This is a genomic window from Janthinobacterium sp. GL_088 (assembly GCF_057837845.1).
The window spans coordinates 2,837,409-2,863,446 of record NZ_CM174453.1; the positions used below are offsets into that span (position 1 = coordinate 2,837,409).

The 26,038-nt window shown below is 64.3% G+C and carries 23 protein-coding genes; 15 read left to right on the forward strand and 8 right to left on the reverse strand.

The window, feature by feature from the left end; genetic code table 11:
• Positions 1–3 precede the first annotated feature (3 nt).
• Positions 4–1,755, forward strand: coding sequence for a M56 family metallopeptidase (locus AC3IQ7_RS12990; RefSeq protein WP_489209971.1), 1,752 nt, complete (start codon positions 4–6; stop codon positions 1,753–1,755).
• A 61-nt stretch (positions 1,756–1,816) separates the two neighbouring features.
• Positions 1,817–2,767 carry a subclass B3 metallo-beta-lactamase gene (gene bla / locus AC3IQ7_RS12995; protein ID WP_489209973.1) on the forward strand — a complete coding sequence of 317 codons (951 nt, stop codon included), beginning with the start codon at positions 1,817–1,819 and terminating at the stop codon, positions 2,765–2,767.
• 5 nt (positions 2,768–2,772) lie between these two features.
• On the opposite strand, the gene AC3IQ7_RS13000 is transcribed toward bla, so the two are convergent.
• Together AC3IQ7_RS13000 and AC3IQ7_RS13005 are read right to left on the reverse strand one after the other, a co-directional pair.
• A complete protein-coding gene (locus tag AC3IQ7_RS13000) occupies positions 2,773–3,096 on the reverse strand; it encodes a tetratricopeptide repeat protein (protein WP_489209975.1) in 324 nt (107 codons plus the stop codon).
• Between the two features lie 70 nt (positions 3,097–3,166).
• The gene (locus AC3IQ7_RS13005) at positions 3,167–4,153 is read right to left on the reverse strand and encodes a zinc-dependent alcohol dehydrogenase family protein (RefSeq protein WP_489209977.1); all 987 of its coding nucleotides are present in this window, start codon (positions 4,151–4,153) and stop codon (positions 3,167–3,169) included.
• Positions 4,154–4,273: 120 nt separating this feature from the next.
• Here AC3IQ7_RS13005 and AC3IQ7_RS13010 point away from each other — a divergent pair, with 120 nt between their 5' ends.
• From AC3IQ7_RS13010 to AC3IQ7_RS13020, 3 genes are read left to right on the forward strand one after another with little or no spacing between them, the layout of a single operon-like run.
• On the forward strand, positions 4,274–5,194 hold the full coding sequence (locus AC3IQ7_RS13010) for a LysR family transcriptional regulator (protein ID WP_489209979.1): 921 nt from the start codon (positions 4,274–4,276) through the stop codon (positions 5,192–5,194).
• Positions 5,195–5,248: 54 nt separating this feature from the next.
• The gene (locus AC3IQ7_RS13015) at positions 5,249–7,351 is read left to right on the forward strand and encodes a TonB-dependent siderophore receptor (protein ID WP_489209981.1); all 2,103 of its coding nucleotides are present in this window, start codon (positions 5,249–5,251) and stop codon (positions 7,349–7,351) included.
• 3 nt (positions 7,352–7,354) lie between these two features.
• Entirely contained in the window at positions 7,355–8,518 is a 1,164-nt protein-coding gene (locus AC3IQ7_RS13020; protein ID WP_489209983.1) for an acetyltransferase domain-containing protein, read from the forward strand.
• Positions 8,519–8,526: 8 nt separating this feature from the next.
• Here AC3IQ7_RS13020 and AC3IQ7_RS13025 read toward each other — a convergent pair whose 3' ends face one another.
• Positions 8,527–9,882 (reverse strand): hypothetical protein, encoded by a 1,356-nt coding sequence (locus AC3IQ7_RS13025; protein ID WP_489209985.1) that lies wholly within the window; start codon positions 9,880–9,882, stop codon positions 8,527–8,529.
• Between the two features lies 1 nt (position 9,883).
• On the opposite strand from AC3IQ7_RS13025, the gene AC3IQ7_RS13030 reads away from it, so the two are divergent.
• Positions 9,884–10,459, forward strand: coding sequence for a hypothetical protein (locus AC3IQ7_RS13030; protein ID WP_489209987.1), 576 nt, complete (start codon positions 9,884–9,886; stop codon positions 10,457–10,459).
• 45 nt (positions 10,460–10,504) lie between these two features.
• On the opposite strand, the gene AC3IQ7_RS13035 is transcribed toward AC3IQ7_RS13030, so the two are convergent.
• Both AC3IQ7_RS13035 and AC3IQ7_RS13040 read right to left on the reverse strand, forming a co-directional pair.
• Positions 10,505–11,035: an isochorismatase family protein gene (locus AC3IQ7_RS13035; RefSeq protein WP_489209988.1), complete on the reverse strand. Its 531-nt coding sequence runs from the start codon at positions 11,033–11,035 to the stop codon at positions 10,505–10,507.
• Positions 11,036–11,085: 50 nt separating this feature from the next.
• Positions 11,086–12,003, reverse strand: coding sequence for a LysR family transcriptional regulator (locus AC3IQ7_RS13040; protein WP_099380667.1), 918 nt, complete (start codon positions 12,001–12,003; stop codon positions 11,086–11,088).
• Between the two features lie 124 nt (positions 12,004–12,127).
• Here AC3IQ7_RS13040 and AC3IQ7_RS13045 point away from each other — a divergent pair, with 124 nt between their 5' ends.
• The 3 genes from AC3IQ7_RS13045 to mmsB are packed head-to-tail and all read left to right on the forward strand — an operon-like array spanning position 12,128 to position 15,802.
• Entirely contained in the window at positions 12,128–13,345 is a 1,218-nt protein-coding gene (locus tag AC3IQ7_RS13045; protein ID WP_489209990.1) for an ABC transporter substrate-binding protein, read from the forward strand.
• A 26-nt stretch (positions 13,346–13,371) separates the two neighbouring features.
• Positions 13,372–14,886, forward strand: a complete 1,515-nt coding sequence (locus AC3IQ7_RS13050; protein WP_489209992.1) for a CoA-acylating methylmalonate-semialdehyde dehydrogenase — start codon at positions 13,372–13,374, stop codon at positions 14,884–14,886.
• Between the two features lie 10 nt (positions 14,887–14,896).
• Positions 14,897–15,802: a 3-hydroxyisobutyrate dehydrogenase gene (gene mmsB / locus AC3IQ7_RS13055; protein ID WP_099380664.1), complete on the forward strand. Its 906-nt coding sequence runs from the start codon at positions 14,897–14,899 to the stop codon at positions 15,800–15,802.
• Here mmsB and AC3IQ7_RS13060 read toward each other — a convergent pair.
• Complete coding sequence (locus AC3IQ7_RS13060) at positions 15,799–16,188, reverse strand: DUF1090 family protein (protein ID WP_322428880.1); 390 nt, start codon at positions 16,186–16,188, stop codon at positions 15,799–15,801. The genes mmsB and AC3IQ7_RS13060 overlap by 4 nt on opposite strands.
• 134 nt (positions 16,189–16,322) lie before the next feature.
• On the opposite strand from AC3IQ7_RS13060, the gene AC3IQ7_RS13065 reads away from it, so the two are divergent.
• The 5 genes from AC3IQ7_RS13065 (at position 16,323) to AC3IQ7_RS13085 (ending at position 21,410) form a co-directional block, all read left to right on the forward strand.
• Entirely contained in the window at positions 16,323–17,165 is an 843-nt protein-coding gene (locus tag AC3IQ7_RS13065) for a tetratricopeptide repeat protein (protein ID WP_489209995.1), read from the forward strand.
• A complete protein-coding gene (locus tag AC3IQ7_RS13070; RefSeq protein ID WP_489209997.1) occupies positions 17,162–18,163 on the forward strand; it encodes a tetratricopeptide repeat protein in 1,002 nt (333 codons plus the stop codon). Before AC3IQ7_RS13065 ends, AC3IQ7_RS13070 begins: the two co-directional genes overlap by 4 nt.
• Before the next feature lie 68 nt (positions 18,164–18,231).
• Positions 18,232–19,446 (forward strand): AGE family epimerase/isomerase, encoded by a 1,215-nt coding sequence (locus AC3IQ7_RS13075; protein WP_489209999.1) that lies wholly within the window; start codon positions 18,232–18,234, stop codon positions 19,444–19,446.
• Positions 19,443–20,366 carry a carbohydrate kinase family protein gene (locus AC3IQ7_RS13080; protein WP_489210001.1) on the forward strand — a complete coding sequence of 308 codons (924 nt, stop codon included), beginning with the start codon at positions 19,443–19,445 and terminating at the stop codon, positions 20,364–20,366. The genes AC3IQ7_RS13075 and AC3IQ7_RS13080 overlap by 4 nt, the downstream gene beginning before the upstream one ends.
• Before the next feature lie 93 nt (positions 20,367–20,459).
• Positions 20,460–21,410, forward strand: a complete 951-nt coding sequence (locus AC3IQ7_RS13085) for an IS481 family transposase (RefSeq protein ID WP_489210003.1) — start codon at positions 20,460–20,462, stop codon at positions 21,408–21,410.
• 7 nt (positions 21,411–21,417) lie between these two features.
• Here AC3IQ7_RS13085 and AC3IQ7_RS13090 read toward each other — a convergent pair whose 3' ends face one another.
• Both AC3IQ7_RS13090 and AC3IQ7_RS13095 read right to left on the reverse strand, forming a co-directional pair.
• Complete coding sequence (locus tag AC3IQ7_RS13090; RefSeq protein ID WP_489210005.1) at positions 21,418–22,491, reverse strand: LacI family DNA-binding transcriptional regulator; 1,074 nt, start codon at positions 22,489–22,491, stop codon at positions 21,418–21,420.
• On the reverse strand, positions 22,475–24,388 hold the full coding sequence (locus AC3IQ7_RS13095) for a glucokinase (protein ID WP_099380657.1): 1,914 nt from the start codon (positions 24,386–24,388) through the stop codon (positions 22,475–22,477). Before AC3IQ7_RS13095 ends, AC3IQ7_RS13090 begins: the two co-directional genes overlap by 17 nt.
• A gap of 345 nt (positions 24,389–24,733) precedes the next feature.
• Between AC3IQ7_RS13095 and AC3IQ7_RS13100 the strand changes: the two genes are divergently transcribed.
• A complete protein-coding gene (locus AC3IQ7_RS13100; RefSeq protein ID WP_489210007.1) occupies positions 24,734–26,020 on the forward strand; it encodes a maltoporin in 1,287 nt (428 codons plus the stop codon).
• Positions 26,021–26,038 lie beyond the last annotated feature (18 nt).

Genomic DNA, 26,038 nt, shown 5'->3' on the forward strand with positions numbered 1-26,038 from the left:
GACATGGGTTTGGGCATTGAGTTGGGCAACCTTGTTCCTGCGCTGGGCTGGGTGCTGCTGTATTTTGTCTGGCAGGGCGTGATCGTCGGCGCCGTGTCTGCCGTATTGCTGTGGTTGCTGCGCCACGCCAGCGCGCGCTGGCGCTACGCCGTCTGCGCGCTGGCGCTGCTGCTGTGCCTGTGCATTCCCACCGTCCACCTGCTCTCGCTCCTGTCCGGCACATCGCTGGCCCAGCTGCCGGTGGACGCGCCGCCCGCCTGGCGCGCCGCGCTGCAAGCGTGGATGCCGGCCCTGGTGCTGGCCTGGAGCGCCGGCGTTGGCTTGATGAGCTTGCGGCTGTGCCTGGGCCTGGCCTGGGTTGGCAAGCTGCGCCGCCAGGCAGTGGCGGCGCCCGCCATCTGGCAGGCGCGCCTCGATGCGCTGGCTTTGTGCATGGGCTTGCGCAGCAGTCGGCCAGTGCCGCTGAAGCTGCATGCGGGCTTGTCCAGTCCCGTGACCGTGGGCTTCTGGCGCCCCGTCATCCTGCTGCCGGCCGCCTTGCTGAGCGGCATGCCGGTGGCCTTGCTCGAAGCGCTGCTGGCGCATGAACTGGCCCACGTGCGGCGCTGGGATTACCTGGTCAACCTGTTGCAAAGCGTGGCTGAGGCGTTGCTGTTTTTTCACCCCGTCGTCTGGTGGCTGTCGGCGCGCATGCGGGCCGAGCGCGAACAGGTGGCCGACGCGCTGGCTGCGCAAGCGCTGCAAGACCCGCAGCAGCTGGCCTCGGCGCTGCATGCGCTGTCCCTGCATGCAGCCGCGCCGCAGCATTCCCGCTTGCTGATGTCGGCCCGGGGCGGGGCGTTGCTGACGCGAATCGAACGCCTGATGGCGCCCGGCCCCGACACTGGCGGCTGGAAGCTGGCCGTGCCCGCCTTGCTGCTGGCTTGCGCCACCTTGCTGCTGCAGGCGCCGGGCAAGCCTGCCGTCAACGGGGCGGCCCTGGCCGAGGCCGCCGCCGCGATGCTGGACTTGCCCGTCAGCGCGAAACACATGCTGGTATTCGATGACGCCAGCGGCAAGGTGCTGATGGCAAAAGACGCGGACGCCGTCGTACCGATCGCCTCGATCACCAAGTTGATGACGGCCATGGTGGTGCTGGACGCGGGCCTCGACCCGGACGAACAGCTGCGTATCGTGCGCGCCGATGCCGACGCTTCAATGCAGCGCCACAGCCTGCTGGCCGAGGGCGTGGCCGTATCGCGCGGCGCGCTGTTGCAACTGGCGCTGTTGCCGTCCGAAAACCGCGCCGCCGCCGCACTGGCGCGCACCTATCCGGGCGGCAGCGCGGCGTTTCAGCAGGCCTTGCAAGCGAAGATCCGCCACCTGGGGCTGACGCGCACCACCTTGCTGGACCCCGTCGGCAGCTCGCCGGCGAACACCTCCACGGCCAGCGAGGTGGCGAAGATCGTCGCGGCGGCCGCGCGCTATCCGGACATCGCGCGCATCACCAGCCACCCGCAAGCGAGCGTGGCCGTCAATGGCAAGGTCCGTACCTTGCACAATACCAACCCATTGGTCGGTGGCAAGGGCTGGGACATTGTGCTGTCGAAAACTGGCAGCAGCAACGAAGCGGGCAGCTGCCTGACGATGCGCATGCGCAGCGGCGGCAAGCACGTCACTGTGGTGCTGCTGGACGCCGCCGGCGCGCAGCGGCGCTCGCTTGACGCCGGACACATCCGCGACACCCTGGCCGACAGGACCAGTCGCATGCATTGATACCCCCCCCCCCGGGCGCGCCAGTGCGGGCGCCCATCTTTTTTACACTCTGGAGATGAAGATGACACTATTGGCGAAGTTGATGCTGGCTACGGTTGCGACCATGGCGGCTGGCACGGTGCAGGCGAAGACCCCCGCACCGGTGCAGGATAAACCGGTTAATTGCGACAATTGCAAGGAATGGAACGCGCCCGTCAAGCCGTTCAACGTCTTTGGCAATACCTGGTATGTGGGCACGGCAGGCCTGTCCGCCGTGCTGGTGACGAGTCCGCAGGGCCATATCCTGCTCGACGGCGCGCTGCCGCAATCGGCGCCCCTGATCGTGGCAAACATCAAGGCGCTGGGCTTTCGCATCGAGGATGTGAAATACATCCTCAATTCGCACGCCCATTGGGACCATGCGGGCGGCATTGCCGCGCTGCAACGGGCCAGCGGCGCCACCGTGATGGCCAGCGCGGCGGCCGCCCCGGTGCTGCAAAGCGGCACCAACGGCAAGGACGATCCGCAGTACCAGGCCGATCCCGTCGTGCATGTGGCCAAGGTGCGCAAGGTCAGCCTGGTGGGCGAGGGCGATACCGTCAAGGTAGGACCGTTGTCCTTGACGGCCCACATGACGCCGGGCCACACGCCAGGCGGCACGACATGGACGTGGACGTCGTGCGAAGGCCAGCGCTGCCTGGACGTCGTGTATGCGGATAGCCTGAACCCGTATTCGAGCGGCGATTTCCGCTATACGGGCAAAGGCGGCACGCCCGATATTTCGGCCTCGTTCGAAGCGAGCATCGCCAAGGTGGCCGCCTTGCCATGCGACATCATCATCCCCGTGCATCCGGGCACGACGGACGTGCTGGGCAAGGCAGCCAGGCGCAGCGGTCAAGATAATCCCCTGATCGACGCCGGCGCCTGCCGCGCCTATGCGGCCGAAGCGGGCGGCTTGCTGGCCAAAAAGCTGGCGAAAGAACGGGGCGTCGCGTTACCAACCGAAGCCAAAGGCGCGGCGCACGCGCATTAAGCCTTTTACTCTGCCGCCTGCTTTTGTTTTTGCAGGCGTTTCAGGAATACCGTCATTTCCTTGACGGCTTGCAAGTCGCCTTGCTGCTGGGCCACGGTCACGCCCGTGGTCCAGGCGGCTTGCGCTTCGTCCGGGCGGCCCAGCTGGTGCAGGGCCTTGCCCAGCAGTTTCCAGGCGGCGGAATAGCCGGGTTGCTGTACGGTGGCTTGCGCCAGGTGCAGGGCCGCTTGTTCGGCGTCATGGTCTTTCAGGCAAGCATCTCCCAGGCCAAAGCGCAGCAGCGCGTTGTCGCGTCCCTGCGCCAGCAGTTTTTCCAGATTTTCACGCATGCCCGGTTCCTTAATATGCAAGTTAATGCTTGTATATTAACGCTTGAGCGCGCTGGAAACAAGCCCGCGTTCAATCCTGCACATCCACCACCAGCTTGCCGCGCGCGCTGCCGTCCATCTGCGCCACATGCACATCGTGCGCCGTGTGCAGGGTAAAGCGGCGTGGATCGAGCCGCACCTGCAGCTTGCCCGCCTCGATCAGCTTGTTGGCTTCGCGCAAGATGGTGCCATGGCGCGCATGATTCTCACCGCTCAACAGGGGCAGCAGCGTGAACACGCCCGAGTAAGTCGCCGCGCGTGCCGTCAGCGGGCTCAGGGCGAACATGCCCCAGCCCAGGCAACTGACGACGTGGCCGCCGTACATGCGTGCCGCCCGGAAGCTGGCATCGAGGGTGGCGCCGCCCACCGTGTCGTAGACGATGTCGAAACCGGCACCGCCCGTATGTTCGGCCACGTAGTCGTCCACCGTGCTGGTGCGGTAATCGATGAAGCGGGCGCCCAGCGTCTCGATGGCATCGCGGCTGGCCGCGCTGCCCGTGGCATACACGGTGGCGCCAAGGGCGACGGCGAGCTGCACGGCCATGTGGCCCACGCCGCCTGCGCCTCCATGCACGAGCACGCTGTCGCCCGCCTTCACGTGGGCACGATCCACTAAACCTTCCCAGGCCGTGATGAAGACGAGGGGCAGGGCGGCCGCTTCGCGCATGCTCAGCGCTGGCGGCACGGGCGCCAGCAGCGCGGCGTCGAAAACGCCGTACTCGGCCAGCGAGCCCTGGATGCCGGCTATGCCGCCCGCCATGCCATAGACTGTTGCGCCAACGTGAAAAGTCGTCACGCCGTCGCCCACGGCCGCCACCGTGCCGGCCACGTCGATGCCGAGGATGGCGGGCAGGCTGGGCCGGGCGTGCGGGGCGGCGCCGGCAGCGATTTTCGTGTCGAGCGGATTGACGCCGCTGGCGGCGATGCGCACGAGGACTTGCCCGGGGCCGGGCTGCGGCACGGGCAGGTGCTCGATGCTCATGGGGCTGGCAAAGCTGGTGAGGACGAGGGCTTGCATGAGGTTCTCCTGTGGTTGATGCCCCAGTCTAGGCGGCGATGGCGTAAAGAAAAACAGGGCGCGCCCCGATGCACTATTTCGAAATCGTGGATAATCGCTTGCAAAACAGGAGGGAAAAGCATGGACAGGCTGGAAGCAATGCACGTGTTTTGCGCCGTGGTCGAGGCGGGCGGCTTCAGCAAGGCGGCGCAGCGCCTGGGTATCTCGACCTCGTCCGTGACGAACCAGGTGGCGGCGCTGGAAAAACACTTTGGCGTGCGCCTCTTGCAGCGCACCACGCGCAGCATGTCGCTCACGGCCGAAGGCCGGCAATGCCATGTGCAGGCGCGCCAGCTGCTGGCCGACATGGCGGTGCTGGAGTCCAGTCTTGAACAGGCGGTCGGGAAACCTTCGGGCAGCTTGCGCGTGGATATGCCCAGCAGTATCAGCCGCAACCTGGTGGCGCCCGCCTTGCCCCGCTTTATCGCCGCTTACCCGGATATTTCCCTGCGCCTGACGGTCAGCGACCGCCTGGTTGACATGGTGGAAGAGGGCATCGACGTGATGCTGCGCATCGGCGAGCCGCAGGATTCATCGCTGGTGGCGCGCAGCCTGCTGAAGATGGATTATCTGTGCTGCGCCTCGCCCGCCTTTGTCGCCCGGCATGGCATGCCGCGCACGCCGCAGGAGCTGGACCAGTTTGCCTGTCTGCATTTCCTGTATCCGAAAGCGCGCCAGGTGCGCCCCTGGCTCTTCCAGGCCGAGGAGGGAGAGGGGGGCGACGCGGCGTATGCGCACACGCCGCCGGCCGCCTTGGCCTTCGACCATATCGAATCGATGATCGCCGCCGCCCAGGCCGGATGCGGCATCGTCCAGGCGCTGTCCGTTTCCGTGTTGCAGCCGCTGTGTGAAGGCAGCCTCGTGCCCGTGCTGCAACCGTTCCGCACGCGCGGGCCGGACTTGTGGGCGCTGTTCCACCCGCGCCAGCTGCGCGCGGCGAAGGTGCAGGTGTTCGTGGAGTTTTTGGCGCAGATTTTCCGGGAAGGCTTTAATGAGAATTGATTATCAATTATAATGCAAGCCTATTGCATTGAATTGCCCCTTGTCAGGAATCCCATGTCCGTGTTTTACCGCCGCCCCGTGGCGCTTTTGCTGGCCGCCGCTTCTCCCCTGGTGCTGGCAGCCGACCCTGCCGTCGATAGCTTTGATGCGCAGGACGTCGTCACCGTCAAGGCCGAGCGCCAGCATTACCGCAGCCTGTCCGCCACGGGCGCCACCAAGACGGATGCCTTGCTGATGGACTTGCCGCAAAGCGTGCGCGTGTTGACCGGCGACCTGCTGCGCGACGCCGGCGTGACGACTTTGGCCGGCGCGCTGGACCTGGCCAGCGGTATTTCAAAACAAAGTCCGCTGGGCGGCCTGTGGGACAGCTACGCCATGCGCGGCTTCACGGGCGACCCGAATTTCGGCTCCGACTACATGGTCAACGGTTTCAGTTCCAGCCGCGGTTACAACGGCATGCGCGACGGCGGCAATACGCAGAATGTGGAAGTGCTGAAAGGCCCCGCTTCGGCCCTGTACGGCCGTGGCGAGCCGGGTGGCACGGTGAACATCACGACGAAAAAGCCGAAGTTTGCGCCCGAATACAGTGCCGATATGTCACTCGGCAGCTTTAGCATGCGCCGCGCCGCGCTGGATTTGACGGGACCGTTGAGCGACACCATCGCCTACCGCCTGAACGCGGCGCATGAAGAAGGGCACAGCTTCCGCGATACGGTGAAAGTCGAACGCAGCCTGTTTTCTCCCTCGTTTATCTGGCTGGCGGGCGAGCACACGACCGTGTCGTATGAAATCGAAGCGGTGCGCCAGCGCGCGCCGTTCGACCGGGGCGTGGTTGCCGTGAACGGCAAGCTGGGCGCCGTGCCAGTGTCGCGCTTCCTGGGCGAACCGGGCGACGGCCCGATGACGGTCAAGTCGCTGGGACAGCAGCTGTTTATCCATCACGCGCTGTCCGACGACTGGACGGTGCAGGCGGGGGCTTCTTACCGCGACAGCGCATTGAGCGGTTATTCGACCGAAGCGAACAGACTGCTGGCCGATGGCCGCACGCTGAACCGCCAGCGCCGCCACCGCGATTTCTCGGCCACCGATGTCTCTGCCCGCGTCGAGTTGCTGGGCAAATTCAAAACGGGCGCGCTGGCGCATGAAGTGCTGGCCGGTGTCGACGCCTATCACTTCGATGACCACCGGGTGCAGCTACGCCGCAATCCCTCGGCCGCCAACGCCTATGCCATCGATATTTTCAATCCCGTGTATGGAGGCAAGGCCGCTCCGCTGGCCCTGTCCATCGATACGCAGGAAGGGCAAAGGGCGCGTGGCCTGTATGCGCAGGACCAGGTCGACCTGGGCGCGCAATGGAAGGCGCTGGTCGGTGTGCGCCATGATACGTACACGCAGGATGTGACGAATAATCGCCTGAACGTGAGCAACCGCCAGTCGCTGTCGGCCACCAGCCCCCGCGCAGGCCTCGTGTATCAGCCGTCGCAGGCGTGGTCGCTGTATGCGAGCGCGGCCAAGGGCTTTCGGCCCAACAGCGGCATCAGCATCGCCAATCAGGCTTTCCCGGCCGAGCGCAGCCGCTCGTATGAACTGGGCGCGAAGCTGGAGACGGGCAAGCTGACGGGCACGGTGGCCGTGTACGACATCCGCAAGAGCAATGTGTTGACGACCAATCCCGCCAACACGGACTTCGCCATCGCGGCGGGCGAGGTGGGCAGCCGTGGCCTGGAACTCGACGTGTCAGGCGAAGTGGCGCGCGGCTTGCGCGTCTCGGGCGCCTATGCCTACACCAACGCCACCGTTACGCGCGGCGACAATACGATCGTGACGGGCAGCCGCTTCGCCAACGTGCCGCGCCACAGCGCCAACCTGCTGGCCACGCAGCAATTCGCGCTGGCTACGGGCACGGCCAGCGTGGGCGGCGGTGTGCAGTACGTGGGCGTTCGCCTAGGCGACGTGGCCGTCAGCAGCAAGTTCACCCTGCCGGCCTACACGACGGCCAAATTGCTGGCGTCTTATTCTCCCAGCGCCAAACTGCGCCTGGCTTTGAACGTGGAAAACCTGTTCAACCGCAGCTATTATGCGAGTTCGTATAGCCAGCTGTGGGTGGCGCCGGGGGCCGAGCGTACGGTGACCCTGAATGCCCATTACCGTTTCTAAGCGATGACGATGACATTGACTACATCCTCCACCCTGCGTACCCGCATCGCCGTCATCGACGTGCTGCGCGGCCTCGTCATGCTGATCATGCTGTTCGACCATGTGCGCGAAACGGTCTTTTTACACCACCAGGTCAGCGACCCGATGGATGTGGCCAGCGTCGATCCTGCCCTGTTCTTCACGCGCCTGGCCGCCCATGTCTGCGCGCCCATGTTCGTTTTCCTGACAGGCTTGTCCGCCTGGCTGTATGCGCATCCGGCTGCCGGACCGCGCAGCGCCGGCGGTTTCCTGTTCAAGCGGGGATTGCTGCTGGTCGTGCTGGAACTGGTGTTCGTCAATTTCGCCTGGAGCGGGGTGTTTCCGCCGGCCGTGCTGTATCTGCAGGTGATCTGGGTCATCGGCCTGGCCATGATGGCGCTGGCCGTGCTGCACCAGTTGCCGTTGAAAGTGCTGCTTGTGCTGGGCGTGGCGATTGTTGCGGGACAGCATTTGTTGACAGGCTTGCGCGCGGAAGAGGGCAGCTTTGCCTATTACGCTCTGACGGTATTGCTGCAGCGCGGTTACCTGGTGGCGGACGGCGCCATGAAGATCAAGGTCAGCTATCCGCTGCTGCCGTGGATAGGCGTGATCGTGCTCGGCTATGCGGCCGGCCCCCTGTATGCGCGCAGCCGTTCGCCGGAGAACCGTCGTCGCCGGCTGCTGGCGCTGGGCGCGGGCAGTTTGCTGCTGCTGGCCGTGTTGCGCGGCTTCAATATCTATGGCGAAACCCTGCCGTGGGTGGCGGGCGACACGGCCGTGCGTACGGTCATGAGCGTGCTCAACTTCACCAAGTACCCGCCATCGCTGGATTTCCTGCTGTTCACCCTGGGCCTGGGTATGCTGGGCCTGGCCTGGCTCGAAAGCGTCGATAACTGGTTCACGCGGGCGTGCGCCACCTTTGGCGGCGCGCCCATGTTCTACTATCTGCTGCATTTATACCTGCTGCTGGCTATCGGCCTCACCTTGACGGCCGTGCTGGGCGCCAACCACGGCGCCCGCTATGGCGTCGAGCACATCTGGCAAGTGTGGCTGATTGCGCTGGCGCTGATGCCCGTGCTGTATTTCCCTTGCCGCGCGTTTGCCAATTACAAGCGAACCTCAACGCAGGCCTGGGTGCGCTATTTCTGATGCAGCCCCTACTTGCAGTACAGCCTGTCGATGCTGTGCGCCGACGCCAGGTAATGTCGCGTCTGCCAACCGATCGCCACCCTGTAGGCGCACGGTGGATCGAGCGCCACGTTGACGGGGAAGCCGCCATTGTTGCCTGATAAATGCGGCCCGCCCGCGCCGCCACGGAACAGATAATTGCTCGGTGGCGGTGGCGGGGTGAAGCTGGCGGCCGGCAGCGGTGGCGGCGGGTGCGTGATGCCGTTGTTGTTGGAAATCGTGATATTGAAGAAGCGCAGATGCGGATGGTCGATCGTGTACAGGATATGCACGAGGCCGCCCGCGATGGGGTTGCAGGCATTGCTGCGCAGCTCTTCCAGGTCCAGCGCCACGATGACGGGCGAGTTGTCGAAGACGATGGAGTCGAGCCCATCCGTGGCCACGAGTGCCAGGCTGACGCCGTCGCGCACCTCGAAGCCCAGGCGGTAGCGGCGTATCGGTTCGCTCTCGGCCGCGCTCAGGCTGCGGCCAGCGTCGAGGATGGGCAAGCCGCCCGGCAGCTTGGCCGGGTGCAGGCTGGTGATGGCCGGTGTATTCACGGTCAGCAAGTCAAACGTGCGCAGGAAGATGTTGGGCGCCACATTGACGATGGCCGTCGTGCCGTCGCGCATGTCCACGGTGACGGGCTTGCCGTCCACCCGTATCCAGCCGCCCGGTTTCAAGTCGCCCGCGTCGATGATGACGGGCGCCGAATCGCCGAGACCCAGTCCGTTCGTGTAAAACACATAGCCGACGTGCGTGCCGAGCACTTGCGTCAACGGTGCCAGGCTGGCGGGCGCCACCGAAGGGATGGCTGCCGGGTCGTCGCTGCCGCCCGACCAGGTCCATTCGCCGATGAGAAAGCGGTATTCGAGCGGGTTGGCGGGAATGGCGCTGTTGCGCAGCGGGCAATTGCCCTTCAGGGTGACGCCGCCGGCGAACACGTACGAGGCGCCGGCGCCGCCCGCATAGCCTTGCGCGGAAAAGCCGGCCAGCGAGGGGAACGGGTGGATGTCGAAGATTTCCACCTGCTGCCAGTGGGGCACGCCTTCCACGTCGGGCGGCAAGACGTCTTTCGAACACAATTCCACGCAGAAACAGTGGCCCACGTTTTCGCGACCCGGCTGGCGCCCGTTCGCTTGCGTTTCCGACAGGATGGTCACGCTGCCCAGCTGCGCCGTGAAATACACGTCGGGTCCGCTGGCGAATTCCACGTTGACGAACGGCGAGAATGGCGTGAGCGTGAAGTCCGACGTCAGGTAATCGATGCGGAAGCGCCCGCTGGCGTCCGTCATTGCGACGCCCAGCGCATCGTCCTGCAGCCAGTCGGCATCGAAGGCCCGCACCGTGGCGCCGGCTGCGCGCGTGCGGCGCGTCGCACGTGCGCAGCCGGCCGCAGATGGTCCAGGCGCCGAAGCGGGCGCGCACCAGGCACCAGAAACGTTGCGGCAGGCAATAGTCCCAGACGGCGAGAAAATCATTGTCGACCTGGCGCCAGCGGGGCTGGATGGTGGTGATGGAAAGCTGCAGCGGCACGGGGTCTTTCGGCCCCGGTTTCAAATGCGGCACGGTAGGGCACAGGATGTCGACTTCGACGGCCTCGCCCTGGTAAGCGTCTTCCAGGGTAAAGCTGTAGTTGCCATCGTCATCCGTGCGCGTTTCGGCCAGCAGGAAGGGCGCTTTCACCTGCACTTCCTCGTCCGTGAGGATGGCGAAGGTTTCCTTGGCGCTGGCCACAGCCAGGGCCGTGACGTTTTGCGACTCGCGCGGCCGGTACAGGCGCACGATGACGTGGGAAAAGGCTTCAGGACACTCGGCACAGATCAAGCCGCACAGCTTGCCCCGCAGGATGTAGGCCATGATGGCTCCCTTGCTGATGTGGACGGCGCGCCGCTCGGAACGGCGGCGCTGTTACCAAGCTAGCAAATGAATGGCCGATGGACTTGATCTGGATTAAAGGCGGGCCAGCTATTTAATCAGTGCCAGCACTTCGCGGAAACGCGGGTGCTTGCAATCGCGCAGCCATTCAAAGGCCAGCATCTCCACCGTCACCAGATGGGCACCGAGCTTGTCCAGGCGGGCCAGTGCCGCATCGCGGCTGGCGGCCTGGCGCGACCCGACGGCATCGATGGCGATGATCACGTCGTAACCGCGTTCCAGCAGGCCGACGGCCGTCTGCAGCATGCATACATGGGCTTCGCACCCCGTGACGACGATCTGTTTGCGCCCTGGCGGCAAGATGTCCTGCAAGCCGTCAAAACAGGCACCGAAATGCGTCTTGTGCAGGGTCCGTTCGCACAGGGCGGCGATCTCTTCCACGTTCGGCCCCAGTCCCTGGCGGTTTTGTTCCGTGCCCAGCACGGGCACGTCAAGCAGGCGGGCGATCCTGGCCAGGCGCAGGTTTTGCGCCAGCACGAGGCCGGCATCGTGGATGGCCGGCATCAAGCGGCCTTGCAGGTCGACAATGACCAAAACAGCCTGGCTCGCATCCATCAGCATGGCGTTCTCCTAATTAGTATGTGGCGACAGTGTAGCGCGCCGCGGCTTGCTCAAGCAGGCCAACTGGGCATGGCTGTTTCGCCCATCAGGTAGGCGTGATTCAAATCGATGGCGCTGCGCAGGTAGTTCCACAGGGCGCTGACCCGGGCGATATTGCGCCGCTCACTGGGCGAGACCATCCAGAAGGCGCGCAGCAGGTCGATCTCGCCGTCGAGCACGGGCACCAGTTCGTTCGACTGCTGCGCCACGAAGCAGGGCAGGATCGCCAGCGCCTGGCCCGCGCGCGCCGCGTGATACTGGGCGATCACGCTGGTGCTGCGAAAGGCGCGCAGGGAGTCGGGCGCCACGTTGTCCATGTAGCGCAGTTCCGAACTGAAGACCAGATCGTCCACATAGCCGATGATGGGGTGCTGCGCCAGTTGCGCCACGCTGGTGATGGGCGCGTGGCGCCCCAGGTAGGCTGGCGTGGCATACAGTTTCAGGCGGTAGTCGGACAGCTTCGTCACCACATACGGGCCGGACAGGGGGCGCTCGATGGAAATGGCCACGTCCGCCTCGCGCTTGGACAGGCTGACGAAACGGGGTACGGCGATCAGGTCCACGCTGATGTGCGGGTAGCGTCCGCAAAACTGCGCCAGGTGGGGCGCCAGCACGATGGCGCCGAAGCCCTCGGTGGCGCCCAGGCGCACCTGGCCCGACAGCAGCCGGTTATGTTCGCCCAGTTCTTCGGTGGCGGCAAACACCGTGCTTTCCATGGTTTCCGCATATTCCATCAGGCGGTGGCCTTCGGGCGTCAGCTGGTAGCCCACGTAGTTGCGGTCGAACAGCTGCGTGCCCACCTGCTCCTCGAACTTGCGCATGCGCCGCGACACGGTGGAATGGTCGATGCCCAGCTTTTTCGCCGCATCGACGAGGCCGGCGCTGCGCGTCAGTTCCAGGAAGACCCGTACATTGTCCCAATCGAGCATGGCTGATCCTCTCTGTGCATTTTTGCAAAGGAATTATGCATGAATTTCACTTGAATGCTTATTTTTACACATGCAGAATGCAGATATACATATAAGAAAAACCCTCACCCCTCAGGAGACACGCATGAAAAAAACCGTTCTGGCCATGGGCGCGCTGGCGCTCACCCTTTCCTTTGGCGGCGCACACGCGCAGATTTCCGATGGCGTCGTCAAGGTCGGCATCCTGACCGACATGTCCGGCCCGTATTCGGCCATGGGCGGGCGCGGCTCCGTCGTCGCCAGCCAGATGGCCGTCGAGGATTGCCTGAAAGCCGAATGCAAGGGCATGAAGATCGAGATACTCTCGGCCGACCATTTGAACAAGGCCGATATCGCCGCCTCCAAGGCGCGCGAATGGATAGACCGCGACAAGGTCGATGCCATCGCCGACCTGACCAATTCCTCGGTGGCCCTGTCCGTGCAAAAACTGATGAAAGAGAAAGGCGGCATCGCCATGTTCAGCGGCCCGGCCACGGGGCGGCTGACGAATGAAGACTGCTCGCCGAACGGCTTCCACTGGATGTTCGATACCTATTCGCAGGCGGCCGGCACGGCGGCGGCGCTGACGAAACTGGGTCAGAAATCGTGGTACTTCGTCACCGTCGATTACGCGTTCGGCCACTCGCTGGAAAAAGACGCCAGTGACGTCGTCAAGCGCAATGGCGGCACGGTGCTGGGCGCCGTGCGCCATCCGCTCAACGCGTCCGATTTCTCGTCCTTCCTGGTGCAGGCGCAAGGCTCCAAGGCACAGGTGATCGGTCTGGCCAACGGCGGCGCAGACGTGGTCTCGGCCATCAAGCAGGCGCGCGAGTTCCGCATCGGCAGCGGCAAGGACCAGCGCCTGGCCGCCTTGCTCGTTTTCCTCTCGGACGTGCACGCGCTGGGCCTGGAAACGGCCCAGGGCCTCGTCTACGCGGATGGTTTTTACTGGGATTTCGATGACCGCAGCCGCGCCTTTGCGAAACGCTTCGAGGCACTCAACAAGGGCGCCAAGCCGACCATGGTGCAGGCGGGCGTGTATTCGAGCGTCTACCACTACCTGAAATCGGTGGCGGCCGCGAAGAGCGACGATTCGAAAATCGTCGCCCAGAAAATGCGCGAGCTGCCGATCAAGGACGCCGTCATGAACAACGCCTCGATCCGCCCCGACGGCCGCGTGATCCACGATATGTATCTGGTACAGGTGAAAACCCCGGCCGAATCGAAAGGCGCATGGGATTACCTGAAAGTGCTGTCCACCATCCCCGCCGACCAGGCGTTCAAGACTATGGATGCGGCGGCGTGCAACCTGGTCAAGAAATAACCATCGAATACCTTACGGAGCCTGACATGAACCAAGCCCTCACCCAAATCCCTGCCATCCCCCTGCACATCGGCGGCAAGCATCACGCCTCGACCAGCACGGAATGGCGCGACGTCATCAACCCGGCCACGCAGGAAATCGTCGCCAAGGTGCCGTTTTCCACGCCGGACGAAGTCAACTTGGCCGTCGCCACGGCCAAGGAAGCCTTCAAGAGCTGGCGGAATACCCCGCTGGCGGCGCGCATGCGCATCATGCTCAAGTACCAGCACCTGATCCGCGAAAACATCGCCACTCTGGCTGAATTGATCACGCGCGAACACGGCAAGACTTTGCCCGACGCGGAAGGGGAGGTGATGCGCGGCCTGGAAGTGGTGGAGCACGCGTGCTCGATCGCCACCCTGCAGCTGGGCGAGATCGCGGAAAACGCGGCGACCGGCGTCGATGTCTACAATATCTACCAGCCGCTGGGCGTAGGCGCCGGCATCACGGCCTTCAATTTCCCCGTCATGCTGCCGTGCTTCATGTTCCCCATCGCTATCGCCTGCGGCAATACGTTTGTCTTGAAACCGTCGGAGCAGGATCCGTCCTCGTCGATGTATCTGGTCGAACTGATGTATCAGGCGGGCTTGCCGGCCGGCGTGCTGAACGTCGTGCATGGCGGCGCCGACGTCGTCAACATGCTGTGCGACCATCCCGACATCAAGGCCGTATCCTTCATCGGCTCCACCCACGTGGGCACGCATGTGTACCGCCGCGCCAGCGAATCGGGCAAGCGCGCGCAATCGATGATGGGCGCGAAAAACCATTGCGTGGTGCTGGCCGACGCCAACAAGGAGCAGGCGATCAATAACCTGATCGGCGCGGCGTTCGGCGCGGCCGGCCAGCGCTGCATGGCCAATTCCGTCGTCGTGCTGGTGGGCGAAGCGCGCTCCTGGCTGCCGGAAATCGTCGCCCGCTCGCAAGCGCTGAAAGTGGGGCCGGGCAGCGACCGCACGGCCGACCTGGGACCGATGGTCTCGAAAGCGGCCATGCAGCGCGCGGAAAAGCTGATCCAGGCAGGCGTGGACGAAGGCGCGCAGCTGCTGCTCGATGGCCGTGGCCACAAGGTGGCCGGTTACGAGGGCGGCAACTTCATGGGGCCGACGATTTTCTCGAAGGTGGCAGCCTCGAACTCCGTCTACACGCAGGAAATCTTCGGGCCCGCCATGTGCGTGGTCGAGACGGACACGCTGGACCAGGCCATCGCCTTCATCAACGCCAACCCGAATGGCAACGGCACGTCGATCTTCACCTCGTCCGGCTGGGCGGGGCGCAAGTTCCAGAACGAGATCGACGTGGGCCAGGTGGGCATCAACGTGGCCATACCCGTGCCTGTCGCTTATTTCAGTTTCACGGGTTCGCGTGCGTCGAAGCTGGGCGATCTGGGCCCGAATGGCAAGCAAGCCTTGTACTTCTGGACGCAGACCAAGACCGTCACGGCGCGCTGGTTCGCCCCGGACGACGGTGGCAGCGGCGTCAATACCACCATCTCGATGAAATAAGGAGGCGGCGATGAGCACCAATATCGTTTTCATCGGCCTGGGTAACATGGGGCTGCCCATGGCGCAAAACCTTGTGCGGGCCGGCCATGCCGTCACGGGCTTCGATTTGGTACCGGCCAGCGTGCGGCAGTTTGCCGATGGCGGCGGCCTCGTGTCCGATGATCAGGGCGCGGCGATCCAGGCGGCCGACATCGTCATCACCATGCTGCCGGCCAGCCGCCACGTGCTGGGTGCTTATTTGGGTAACCCTTTGGGCGAGACTGGCATCCTGGCGCAGGCGCGGCCCGGCACCCTGCTGATCGACTGTTCGACGATTTCCACCGAGGCGGCGCGCCAGGTGGGCCGCGCGGCCGAGGAAAAGGGCATGCCCATGCTGGACGCGCCCGTCTCAGGCGGTACGGCGGGCGCCACCAACGGTACGCTGACCTTCATGGTGGGCGGGGAAGAATCCGCGCTGGCGGCGGCGCGGCCTTACCTGGACGTCATGGGCAAGGCCATCTTCCATGCGGGCGGTTCGGGCTGCGGCCAGACGGTCAAGATCTGCAACAACATGCTGCTGGGGATTTTGATGATCGGCACCAGCGAAGCGATACGCCTGGGCGTGGCCAATGGCCTGGACCCAAAGGTGGTGTCGGACGTGATGGCGAAAAGCTCGGGCCGCAACTGGACCCTGGACGTGTACAACCCGTGTCCGGGCGTGGCCGAGAACGTGCCCGCGTCGCGTGGCTACACGGGCGGCTTTGGCGTCGATTTGATGCTGAAGGACCTGGGCCTGGCCGTGGAAAGCGCCTTGGCCAGCGGCGCGAGCGTGCCGCTGGGCGCCTTGTCGCGCAATTTATATAGTTTGCACAGCAAGGCGGGATCGGGCGCGCTGGACTTTTCCAGCATTTATCAGTTATTGGGCGATAAAGCTTAAGGCTGTTGCGCCTGCAGGGCGGCCAGTTCCGCCCTGGCTTTTTCCAGCTTGCCTTCCAGCTTGGCGATCTTCTTCGGCTGTTTATTGGCTTCCTGGGCCAGGCGCAGCGAACGCTCCGTCTGGTTTACCTTCGCCTGCGCCTTCAGCACTTTCTTGTTATGGCGTTCGACCAGCACATTGTCGCGGCAGTGGGCGTTGACTTCGTCGAGCGCGCGCGTGAGGCCCGCGACCTTGTCGGACAGGCCCTGTTCCTGCGCCTGGTGCAATTCGGTGCGGATGCTTTCGCGCTTGGCGGCGCAGCCGGCCAGCTGGGTGTCTGCGGCGCTGGCGCCCACGGAGGCTGCGGCGAGCAGCAGGGTCAAGGCGGTGGTGGCGAGGCGGTTCATGGCGTTCCTGTATAAGTGGTGAGCCCGTGCAATGTAAGCCCGCCGGCTTGCCCTGTCAAACTTCGCCTGCAGTGCGCGCCTGTCCGGCCGGGCATCGGCTACCATGCGTGTTTTCTTCTTCCCGATGCCGCCGCATGCCCAAGAAATTCCTGTTGCTGATTCCTTTTCTGCTGCCGCTGCCCGTCCTGGCGCAAACTTCGCCGACCTTGCTCGATCTGCAGCTGATCGCCATCAAGGCACGGGCCGATGTGACTACCCATAGCCCGGAAAGCATCGCCGAATTTGCCGAGACCCGGCGTGTGGCGGAAACGGGCGACGTCGAGGCGCAGCTGGAACTGGCCCGCATGCTGCAACTGGGCGTCGGCGCGCCGCAAGACACGGCGCTATCGATGGCCTGGCTGCGCAAGTCGGCCGAAAACGGCTATGCGCCGGCGCAATCGGCCTTGGGATTGGCTTATGCCGTGGGCGGCAAGGTGCCGATCGACCGCGTGCAGGGCGAATACTGGCTGCGCAAGGGCGTGGCACAAGGAGATCAGCTGGCGCAAACCATCCTGGCGCTGGAATTCATCGATGGCGACAGCAGTGCCGAAGAACAGGCGCTGGCCATCACCTGGCTGAAGGCGGCGGCGAACGAACAGCACTTTGTGCCTGCCTACAACGCGCTGGGCGAGCACCTGATGCGCGCAGCCACCGATGAACAGGATCGCGGCGAGGCTTTCCACTGGTATGACAGATCGGCGCGTGAAAAGCAGCCGGCCGGCATGCACAACCTGGCTCGCGCACATGAACTGGGCCTGGGCGTGAAACAGTCCGACAAGCTGGCCCTGGTCTGGTATGAACGGGCGGGATGGAGCGGCGACGTGCCCGCCATGCGGCGCATGATTGACGTGTATGCCAAGGGCGGACTAGGACAGCAGGCGAATGCCGAAGACGCGGCCGAGTGGCGCGCAAAACTGGCCGAGAAGGAAAAGCAATGAAGACCATCCTGTTCATATTCAGCCTGGCGCTGGCGCAGAGCGTGCCGGCCCAGCCAGCAGCCACTCAGGCGCCGCGCCAGCATCCGGCGCTGGCCGAATTCGATATGTCCGGCCTGGATGCCATGCGCGCAAGGGTGCAGGCCGTGATCAATCGGCCGGCCGACCTGTCGCCGAAGAAGGTCGCCGCCTTCGACAAGACGCGCGCCGCTGCGGAACGGGGGGACACGGCAGCCCAGCTGGAGCTGGCGCATATGCTGCACCAAGGCGAAGGCACGTCGCGCGACTATGACGCCGGCCTGGCGTGGATGCAGAAATCGGCCGAAGGCGGCTACGGCCCGGCGCAGGCTTTCCTGGGCGTGGCCTATACCCTGGGCCAGGGCATGGCCATCGACCGCAAGCTGGGTGAATACTGGTCGCGCAAGGGTGCCGCGCAAGGCGTGGAACTGGCCAACTTCACCGTGGCCATGCACTTTGAAAATATCCACAGCAGCCCGGAAGAACAGGCGCATGCGCTGCACTGGCTGAAGTTCTATGCCGGGAACGGCTTTATTTACGCCTACAATGAGATCGGCTACCGCCTGATGATGACGGCGCAGGACGACGCGCAGCGCAAGGAAGCGTTCGGCTGGTACATGCAGGCGGCCAAGGCGCTCGATCCGCCCGGCTTGAACAATGTCGCCTACTCGTACGAGGTGGGAGAGGGCGTGCCGCAGAGCGACGAGGCGGCCCTGGGCTGGTACGAGATGGCGGCCATCGCCAAAAGCCCGCCGGGCCAGAAGGGTTTCGCGCGGCTGCTGGAACAAGGGCGCGGCGGGCCGACCCGGCAAGGGCCGGCGCCCAAGCCCTTTGCCCTGTACCTGCTGGCGGCGCAGCAGGGCGACCGGGAAGCCATCGAACGGCTGATCAAGGTGTACGATAAGGGCGAGCTGGAACAGGCAGCCGACCCCGCGCAGGCGGCGCTGTGGCGCGAAAAGCTCAGACTGGCGAAGACTCCCTGACCAGGCATGACGGAGCAGGGACGGCATGCTATCATCATTGTTATCGATAACAATATCATGAGAGACCGATGAATCCCGACTTCCGCTCCAGGGCGACGCTTGAAAAGCATATCCTGCACACGATGCACTTTTATCACCCGCGCGCTTTTGACCCGAGCGGCGGCTTTTACCACTTCTTCCTCGATGATGGCACGGTGTACGACGCCAGCACGCGCCACCTGGTCAGCAGCACGCGCTTCATCTTCAATTACGCCATGGCTTATCGCCACTTCGGCGATGACGCTTACCAGGCGGCCCTGCGCCACGGCGTGGCCTTCCTGCGCGACGTGCACCGCGACCCGGCCACGGGCGGCTATGCCTGGCAACTGTCGTGGAAAGGCGGCGTCAAGACAGTCGAAGACGGCGCCAACCACTGCTACGGCCTGGCCTTCGTGCTGCTGGCGTATGCCCACGCCTTGCAAGCTGGCGTGACGGAAGCGCGCGCGTATCTGGACGAGACCTTTGAATTGATGGAGCAGCGTTTCTGGCTGCCCGAACACGGTCTGTATGCGGACGTGGCCAGCGCCGACTGGTCCACCCTGGACGGCTACCGGGGCCAGAACGCCAATATGCACGCCTGCGAAGCCATGCTGGCCGCTTTTGAAGCGACAGGCGAGGCGCGCTATCTGCACCGCGCCGAAACGCTGGCGCACAACATCACGGTGCGCCAGGCGGGCCTGGCGGACGGCATGATCTGGGAACACTACACGCCTGACTGGGCTATCGACTGGGATTACAACCTGCACGACAAGAGCAATATCTTCCGTCCGTGGGGCTACCAGCCCGGCCACTTCACGGAATGGGCCAAGCTGCTGCTGATCATGGAGCGCCACGCCAAGTTCATGGCCGGCCCGTCCGACTGGCTGCTGCCGCGCGCGCGCGAACTGTACGACACGGCCCTGGCCAAGGCCTGGGATGGCGCGCATGGCGGCATTCATTACGGCTTCGGCCCGCAAGATGAGATCTGCGATGGCGACAAATACTTCTGGGTACAGGCGGAAAGCTTCGCCGCCGCCGCCGTGCTGGCCGCACGCACGGGCGACGACGCCTACTGGCACAGCTACGACAAAATCTGGGACTACAGCTGGACGCACTTCGTCGACCATGAACACGGCGCCTGGTACCGCATTTTGACGCCGGAAAACGGCAAGATCAGCAAGGAGAAAAGCCCGGCCGGCAAGACCGATTACCACACCATGGGTGCCTGCTATGAAGTGCTGAACGTGATCGGCGGTGCCGCATGAACGTCACCTCTTTCCCTGCTTTCGTGTCGGCCGGCGAAGCGCTGACGGACATGCTGCGCACGGGCGCCGACTCCTGGAACAGCCAGGTGGGCGGCTCGACCTGGAACGTGGCGCGCGTGATGGCGCGCCTGGGCGTGCCCAGCGCCTTTGCGGGCGGCGTCAGCCTCGACGTCTTCGGCGACGCGCTGGCCGCTGCCACCGGGGCGGCGGGCCTGGACATGCGTTTTTTGCAGCGCCATGCGAAGTCGCCGCTGCTGGCCATCGTGCACGAACTGCATCCGCCCACGTATTACTTCATCGGCGACGACAGCGCCGACCTGCATTTCGACTCTTCCCTCCTGCCGGCCGGCTGGATGCGGGGTGCGCAATGGGTGCATTTCGGCGGCATCAGCCTGGCGCGCGAACCGCTGGCGGGCAAGCTGCTGGCGCTGGCGCAGGAACTCAAGGCGGCTGGCGTGAAAATCAGCTACGACCCGAATTTCCGCATCATGATGGATGAACGCTACGACGCCACCTTGCGCCGCATGACGCAGCTGGCTGACGTGATCAAGGTGTCGGACGAAGACCTGGCGGGCCTGTTCCGCCATGACGATATCGACGGCGCGTTTGCCATGCTGCGCAGCTGGAATCCGCAAGCCACCTATTTATATACGCGCGGTGCGCAGGGCGCGGCGCTGTATCAGGGCGAGCAAACCTGGCAGGCGGCGCCGCCCGTCATCGAGGTGGTCGACTCCGTGGGGGCGGGCGACGCCAGCATCGGCGGCTTGCTGTACAGCCTGATGTACCGTCCCGAGGCCGACGGCGGCCAGCATTTGCGCTTTGCCGTCGCGGCGGGCGCGGGCGCCTGCCTGGCGGCCGGTGGCGCCCCCCCTTCGGTGGAGCTGGTGGAGTCGCTGGTGCAGCGCACGGTGGTGCGCTAGGTGTGATGTTTCAATAGGTTGTTGTGGTTCATTCGGATTGGATTTGAGACACTGGAAATCGCCAAACCCCCAGTTCTCAAGGAAACCAACCGAATGAACATCCATAAGAATGCCCGATTAACGCTGATTCGTCGAGTCGAGATGGTCGAAGACGTACTACATCACCGCCTGCCGGTCTGCCAGGCCGCTGTCCGCTATGCCGTGAGCGAGGCGACCGTGCGCAAATGGCTGGGGCGCTTCCTTGCCGAAGATCGGGATGGTTTGATGGATCGCTCGTCGCGTCCCGCGCATAGCCCTTTGGCTCTGGACGCAGGCAAGGCGCTGACCGTTGTCGAGCTACGCAAGAAGCGCATGACGCAGGCCAGGATCGCCCAGTACCTGCAGATATCGAAGGCCACAGTTAGCCGTGTGCTGGCGCGCGCCGGCCTCTCCAAACTGAGCAATCTCGATCCCGTCGAGCCGGTGCAGCGCTACGAGCATGCAGAACCAGGCGACCTGATTCATATCGATACCAAGAAGCTCGGGCGCATTGAAACCACCGGCCATCGTGCGACGGGAGACCGGCGAGACCGTACGCGCGGCGCCGGCTGGGAAGTCTTGTTTATCGCCATTGACGACCATGCCCGCATCGCCTTCACGGAGCTCTATCCTGACGAAACCCAGGAGAATGCCAACCGATTCCTCGCCAATACCCATGCCTATTTCTGCTCACTCGGGGTGCGTCCCAAAGCGTTGTTGACCGATAACGGCTCAGCCTTTCGCTCCAAGTCATTCAAGGCCACTTGTAGCCAGATAGCATTGAAGCACCGCTTTACACGGCCCTATCGGCCACAGACCAATGGCAAGGCCGAACGCTTCATCCAGTCAGCCTTGCGCGAATGGGCTTACGGCTTTGTTTATAACAACTCACTGGAGCGGGCCAACATGCTCAAAGACTGGAACCATCACTACAACTGGCACCGGCCGCATCAGGGTATTGCTGGCAAGGCCCCAATGTCACGGCTCAGATCCGGCCAGAATAACCTCTTGCAACTTCACAGCTAGGCGTCGGCTAGCGGGGACGGTATGTTCCCGTCGACGCCCGGTCCATCAGGGTGAACGCCATCAGATGATGCGTGGCGGGCGCCGTTTCGCCGGCGCGGCGCTGGCGGATTTCGTCGATGACGAGATTGACGGCGGCGCGCGCCATGTCAGCGATGGGCTGGTGGATGGTGGTCAGCTCGGGCCAGACGGTGGTGGCGACGGGCGTGTCGTCGAAGCCGCACACGCACAATTCCGCCGGCACCTGCAGGCCCATGCCGTGCGCCACGGCCAGCGTGGCGGCGGCCATGTCGTCATTGCTGGCGAAGATGGCGCTCGGGTGCGGTGCTTGCGCCAGCAGCTGGCGCGCCGCGTCGAGGCCCGAACGATACGTAAAGTAGCCTTGCGCCACTCTGTGCGGCGGCACCTGCAAGCCCGCTTCCCGCATGGCGTCCTCGAATGCCTGGCGGCGCAGCAGGGCCGGCGTGTGCGCCGGATCGCCTTCGATGAAGCCGATGTCGCGGTGGCCCAGTGCGATCAAATGGCGCGTCATGGCCAGCGCGCCTTCGTAGTCGTCGATGCGCACGGCCGAGACGCCGGGCGAGGGGCGTGCCGTGGCCACGGCGATGGCGGGGATGCCCATCTGGTTCAGCTGCGCCAGCACTTCCGGCGAATCGCACAGGGGCGGCGGCACGAGGATGCCATCCACGCCGGCCGCCACCAGGCAATCGATGCCGGCGCGCTGGCTGTCCAGATCTTCGCAGCGTTCGAGCAGCAACTGGCCGCCCCCCTGGCGGCATTGATCCATGGCGCCGACGAGGAATTCGCTGAGGAAGGCGGCGCTCGGATTGCTGTACAACAGGCCGATGCGCAAGGTACCCGTACGGGCCGCCCTGGCCGCCAGGTTGGGCTGGTAATGCAGGCTGGCGATCGCCGCCTCGACCTTGTCGCGCGTGGCCGTGCTGACGCTGGCGCGCCCGTTGATCACGCGCGATACCGTCATGGCCGACACGCCTGCCACGCGCGCCACGTCATGCACGGTGGCGCCGCTGGCGGCGTCGGAGGAGGCGGGGGCGGCGTGCGCCGCCTTATTCGAGGTGGCCACCGAATTTCAGCTTGCCGCTGATGCGCATGCCGTGCAATTGACCTTCTTCCAGCTCGGCGGCGCTGGTGCGCTGCGCCGTGTCGCGCCGCGCCAGTCCCACGGACAGGATATCGAGCATCATCAGTTGCAGCAGGCGCACGATCATGGGCACGAAATTGAGATTGCCTTCCGGGTGGTTCAAGGTCAGCAGCACGTCGGCCAGCTTGGCCAGCGGCGAGCCGCTGGCCGTAATGGCCAGCACGCGCGCGCCGCAGCCTTGCGCCACCTTGACGGTGCGCAGCAGGTCGGGCAGGGCGCCCGAGCGGGAAATGACCAGCGCCACGTCGCCCGGTTTGAGCATGGCGGCGCTCATTTCCTGCGCCTGCGGGTCGGCAAAGAAGCTGCTGACGATGCCCAGGTTGAGCAGCTTGTGCTGCATGTCGTCCGCCACCACGCGGGCGCTGCCCACGGCCAGCAATTCCACGCGCTGTGCGCCGCGCAGCAGTTCGATGGCGGCCGTCAGCGCTTTCACGTCGAGCATGTCGCGCAGGGCCAGCGCGGCCGAGGCGTTATTGCCCAGCACCTTGCGCGCCAGTTCCGCGTCGGAATCCGAGATCTCCACGTGGCAGTGGGCCACCGTGATGGCGCCGCCCGTCAGGCCGGACGCGAGCTTCAGCTTGAAATCGGCCAGGCCCTGCACGCCGATCGAGCGGCAAAAGCGCATCACGGTCGGCTGGCTGACGCCGACCCGCTGGGCGATTTCGGCGATTGGGAGGGTCAGCATGGCGTTCGGCTCTTTCAGGACCCAGTCGGCGACCTTGCATTCCGACGGGCTCATGCGTCCGCGCGCCTGGCGCACGGATTCGAGCACGGGTGCGCCGGAATGGGCGCGCTTGAGCTTTTGCGCGAGGATGGCGGCGATGCCGAGGAAGGTGGGCAGTTCGGCCGTGATCAGGAAGGTCGGAATCTGCGCCAGGTATTCGTTCAGGCGGCCCTTTTGCTCGAAGCGGGCGCGGAACTGCGACTGTTCGAACAGGGGGCCCAGGCGCGGCACGATGCCCCCGCCTATATAGATGCCGCCCAGCGCGCCCAGGGTCATGGCCACGTTGCCGGCGATGGAGCCGAGAATGGCGCAGAAGCAGTCCACTGCTTCGAGGCATACGTCGCATTCATTGTTCAGGGCGCGGCTGGTGATTTCGGCTGCCAGCAGCGGCAGCGCATCGGGCTTGCCGGCGCGCTCGGACAGGGCGCGGTAGATCAGTTCCAGCCCGCGCCCGGAGGCGAGGCGTTCGGCCGAGACGTGCGACAGCTCGCGCCAAGCGAAGGACAGCACGTCCATCTCGCGCTGGTCGCACGGGGCGAAGCTGACGTGGCCCCCCTCGCTGCCCAGCGCGATCCAGCGGTCTTCGGCCGGAATCATGCCGGATACGCCCAGGCCCGTGCCCGAACCGAGCAGGCCGATGACGCTGTCGGCGCGCGCCATGCCACCGCCGATCTGCAGGCGCTGGTCGGGCCGCAGGTAGGGCAGGGCCATCGCCAGCGCCGTGAAGTCATTCACCACCAGCAGCGTGTCGAGGCCCAGCGTGGCGCGCATGGCTTCGATCGAGAAGAACCAGTGGTGGTTCATCATGCGGATATTGTCGTCGTCGATGGGATTGGCGATGGCGATGGCCGCATGGCGCACGCGCGCCGAACCGGCGGCGCGCGCCTCGCTGCTATCCATATAGGCGGTGATGGCGTCGAGCAGCGACGCGTAGTCGTCGCAGGGCAGCACGGCGACCGCTTCCAGGTGGCCCTGGCGCGTTTCGAGCACGAAGCGGGCATTGGTGCCGCCGATGTCGGCCAGCAGGCGTGGCCCTTCACTGAATCGCTCCGCCGGATCGCTGCCTGCTACTTCCATTTTTTCATCAATTTTCATGGCGGTGCCTAGTCTCGTTTGCGTGCGCTGTCTTGGCGGCGCACTGTCGTTATGGCAAAAACCAAGGATTTTAATTCGTATACGTGCCGCGTGCCGAAAAATGCGGGGCGCCTGCGCAAATGCTTGCCTGCAGTGCCGGAAACGGGTGGCGCCGGCGGAAAAAACAGGGCAGTCAACTCGCCTATCGGTACGCAAATAAAGTGTCGCAGAGTAGTCGTAGGATTACAACATAATATGTTGATATTTGTTCGTAGTATAGTTACTATGTCCCTGCTGGAAAGAATTCTGGCCAGTACATTCGGCCACGAATGACTAGATAAAAAATAACTACTGAGGAGACTTACCATGCTGCATCGCACCATGTTGAAGGCCGTGTTGAAGACACTGCCAGCTGCCATCGTCTTAGCCATCGCCAGCGGTTCCGCTGCCGCCGACCCAATGTACCCATCCGATTCCGAAGGCTTCCACGGCTACCTGCGCGCTGGCGCCGGCAGCAATACGTCGGGCGGTGGCGGTTCGCAAGGCTGCTTCGGCCTGGGTGGCAACACCATGAAATACCGTCTGGGCAATGAGTGCGACGCCTACACGGAATTCGGCTACACCAAGTCCGTCGCCAAGTCCGGCGGCGTGAACTACCTGGCCACCATCTGGGTCAACGCCTACGCGCCAAACTCGGATTTCGGCGACAACAAACTGGGCATCGTCAAGGCCTACGTCGAAGCGCAGGGACTCGACTTCCTGAACGGCGGCACGGCCTGGATCGGTAAACGCTTCTACTACCGTCCTGACATCCACATGCTGGACTTGCAATACATCAATATGAACGGCACGGGCGCCGGCCTGGACCGCATTCCTGCAGGACCGGGTAAATTCTCGTATGCCTTCTTCAAGGACCACGACATTAACAGCGTGTCGCCGACCGGCGGCGTCAACACCAAATCGGCCGTGCGCCAGAACTTCATCTACGGCGAGATTCCCGTCAATGAAAACGGCACGCTGGACCTGGCCGCGACCTACATCATCGGCGAAGGCAAGGATGACATCGCCACTGGCAAGCGCAATAATGGCTGGCAGCTGTCGGCATTCCACCGTCAAGGTAAAGTGTTTGGCGGCGGCAATACCTTCGGCGTGCAGTACGGCGTCGGTCCCGGCACGGGCCAGGGCGCGCAGTTCGGCGCCTCGGGCGACACCAATTTCGGTTCGGACGTGAAACGCACGCGTATCTTCAATGACATGGCGATCCAGCCGATGGCCAACTTCGGCATGGAATTCGTCGCCCTGTGGCAAAAAGACGAGTCGAACGCCAACGGTTCCTCGACCTGGACCTCGGTCGGCGTGCGTCCCGTGTATGCATTCACCGACAACTTCAAGCTGGTGGGCGAACTGGGCACGGACCGCGTGACGCAAGCGGGCGGCCTGCCGGCCAAGCGCTTGACCAAGCTGACCATCGCCCCGACGATCTCGGCCGGCCCTGGCCTGTGGTCGCGTCCTGAACTGCGCGCTTTCGTCACCTACGGCAAATGGAACGATGCGGCTACCGCTTCGGTCAATGCGTCGAACAACGGCGGCCCGATCTACAACAACAATACCAGCGGCACCTCGTATGGTTTCCAGGTAGAAACCTGGTTCTAAGTTTGCAGGCGTTGTAAG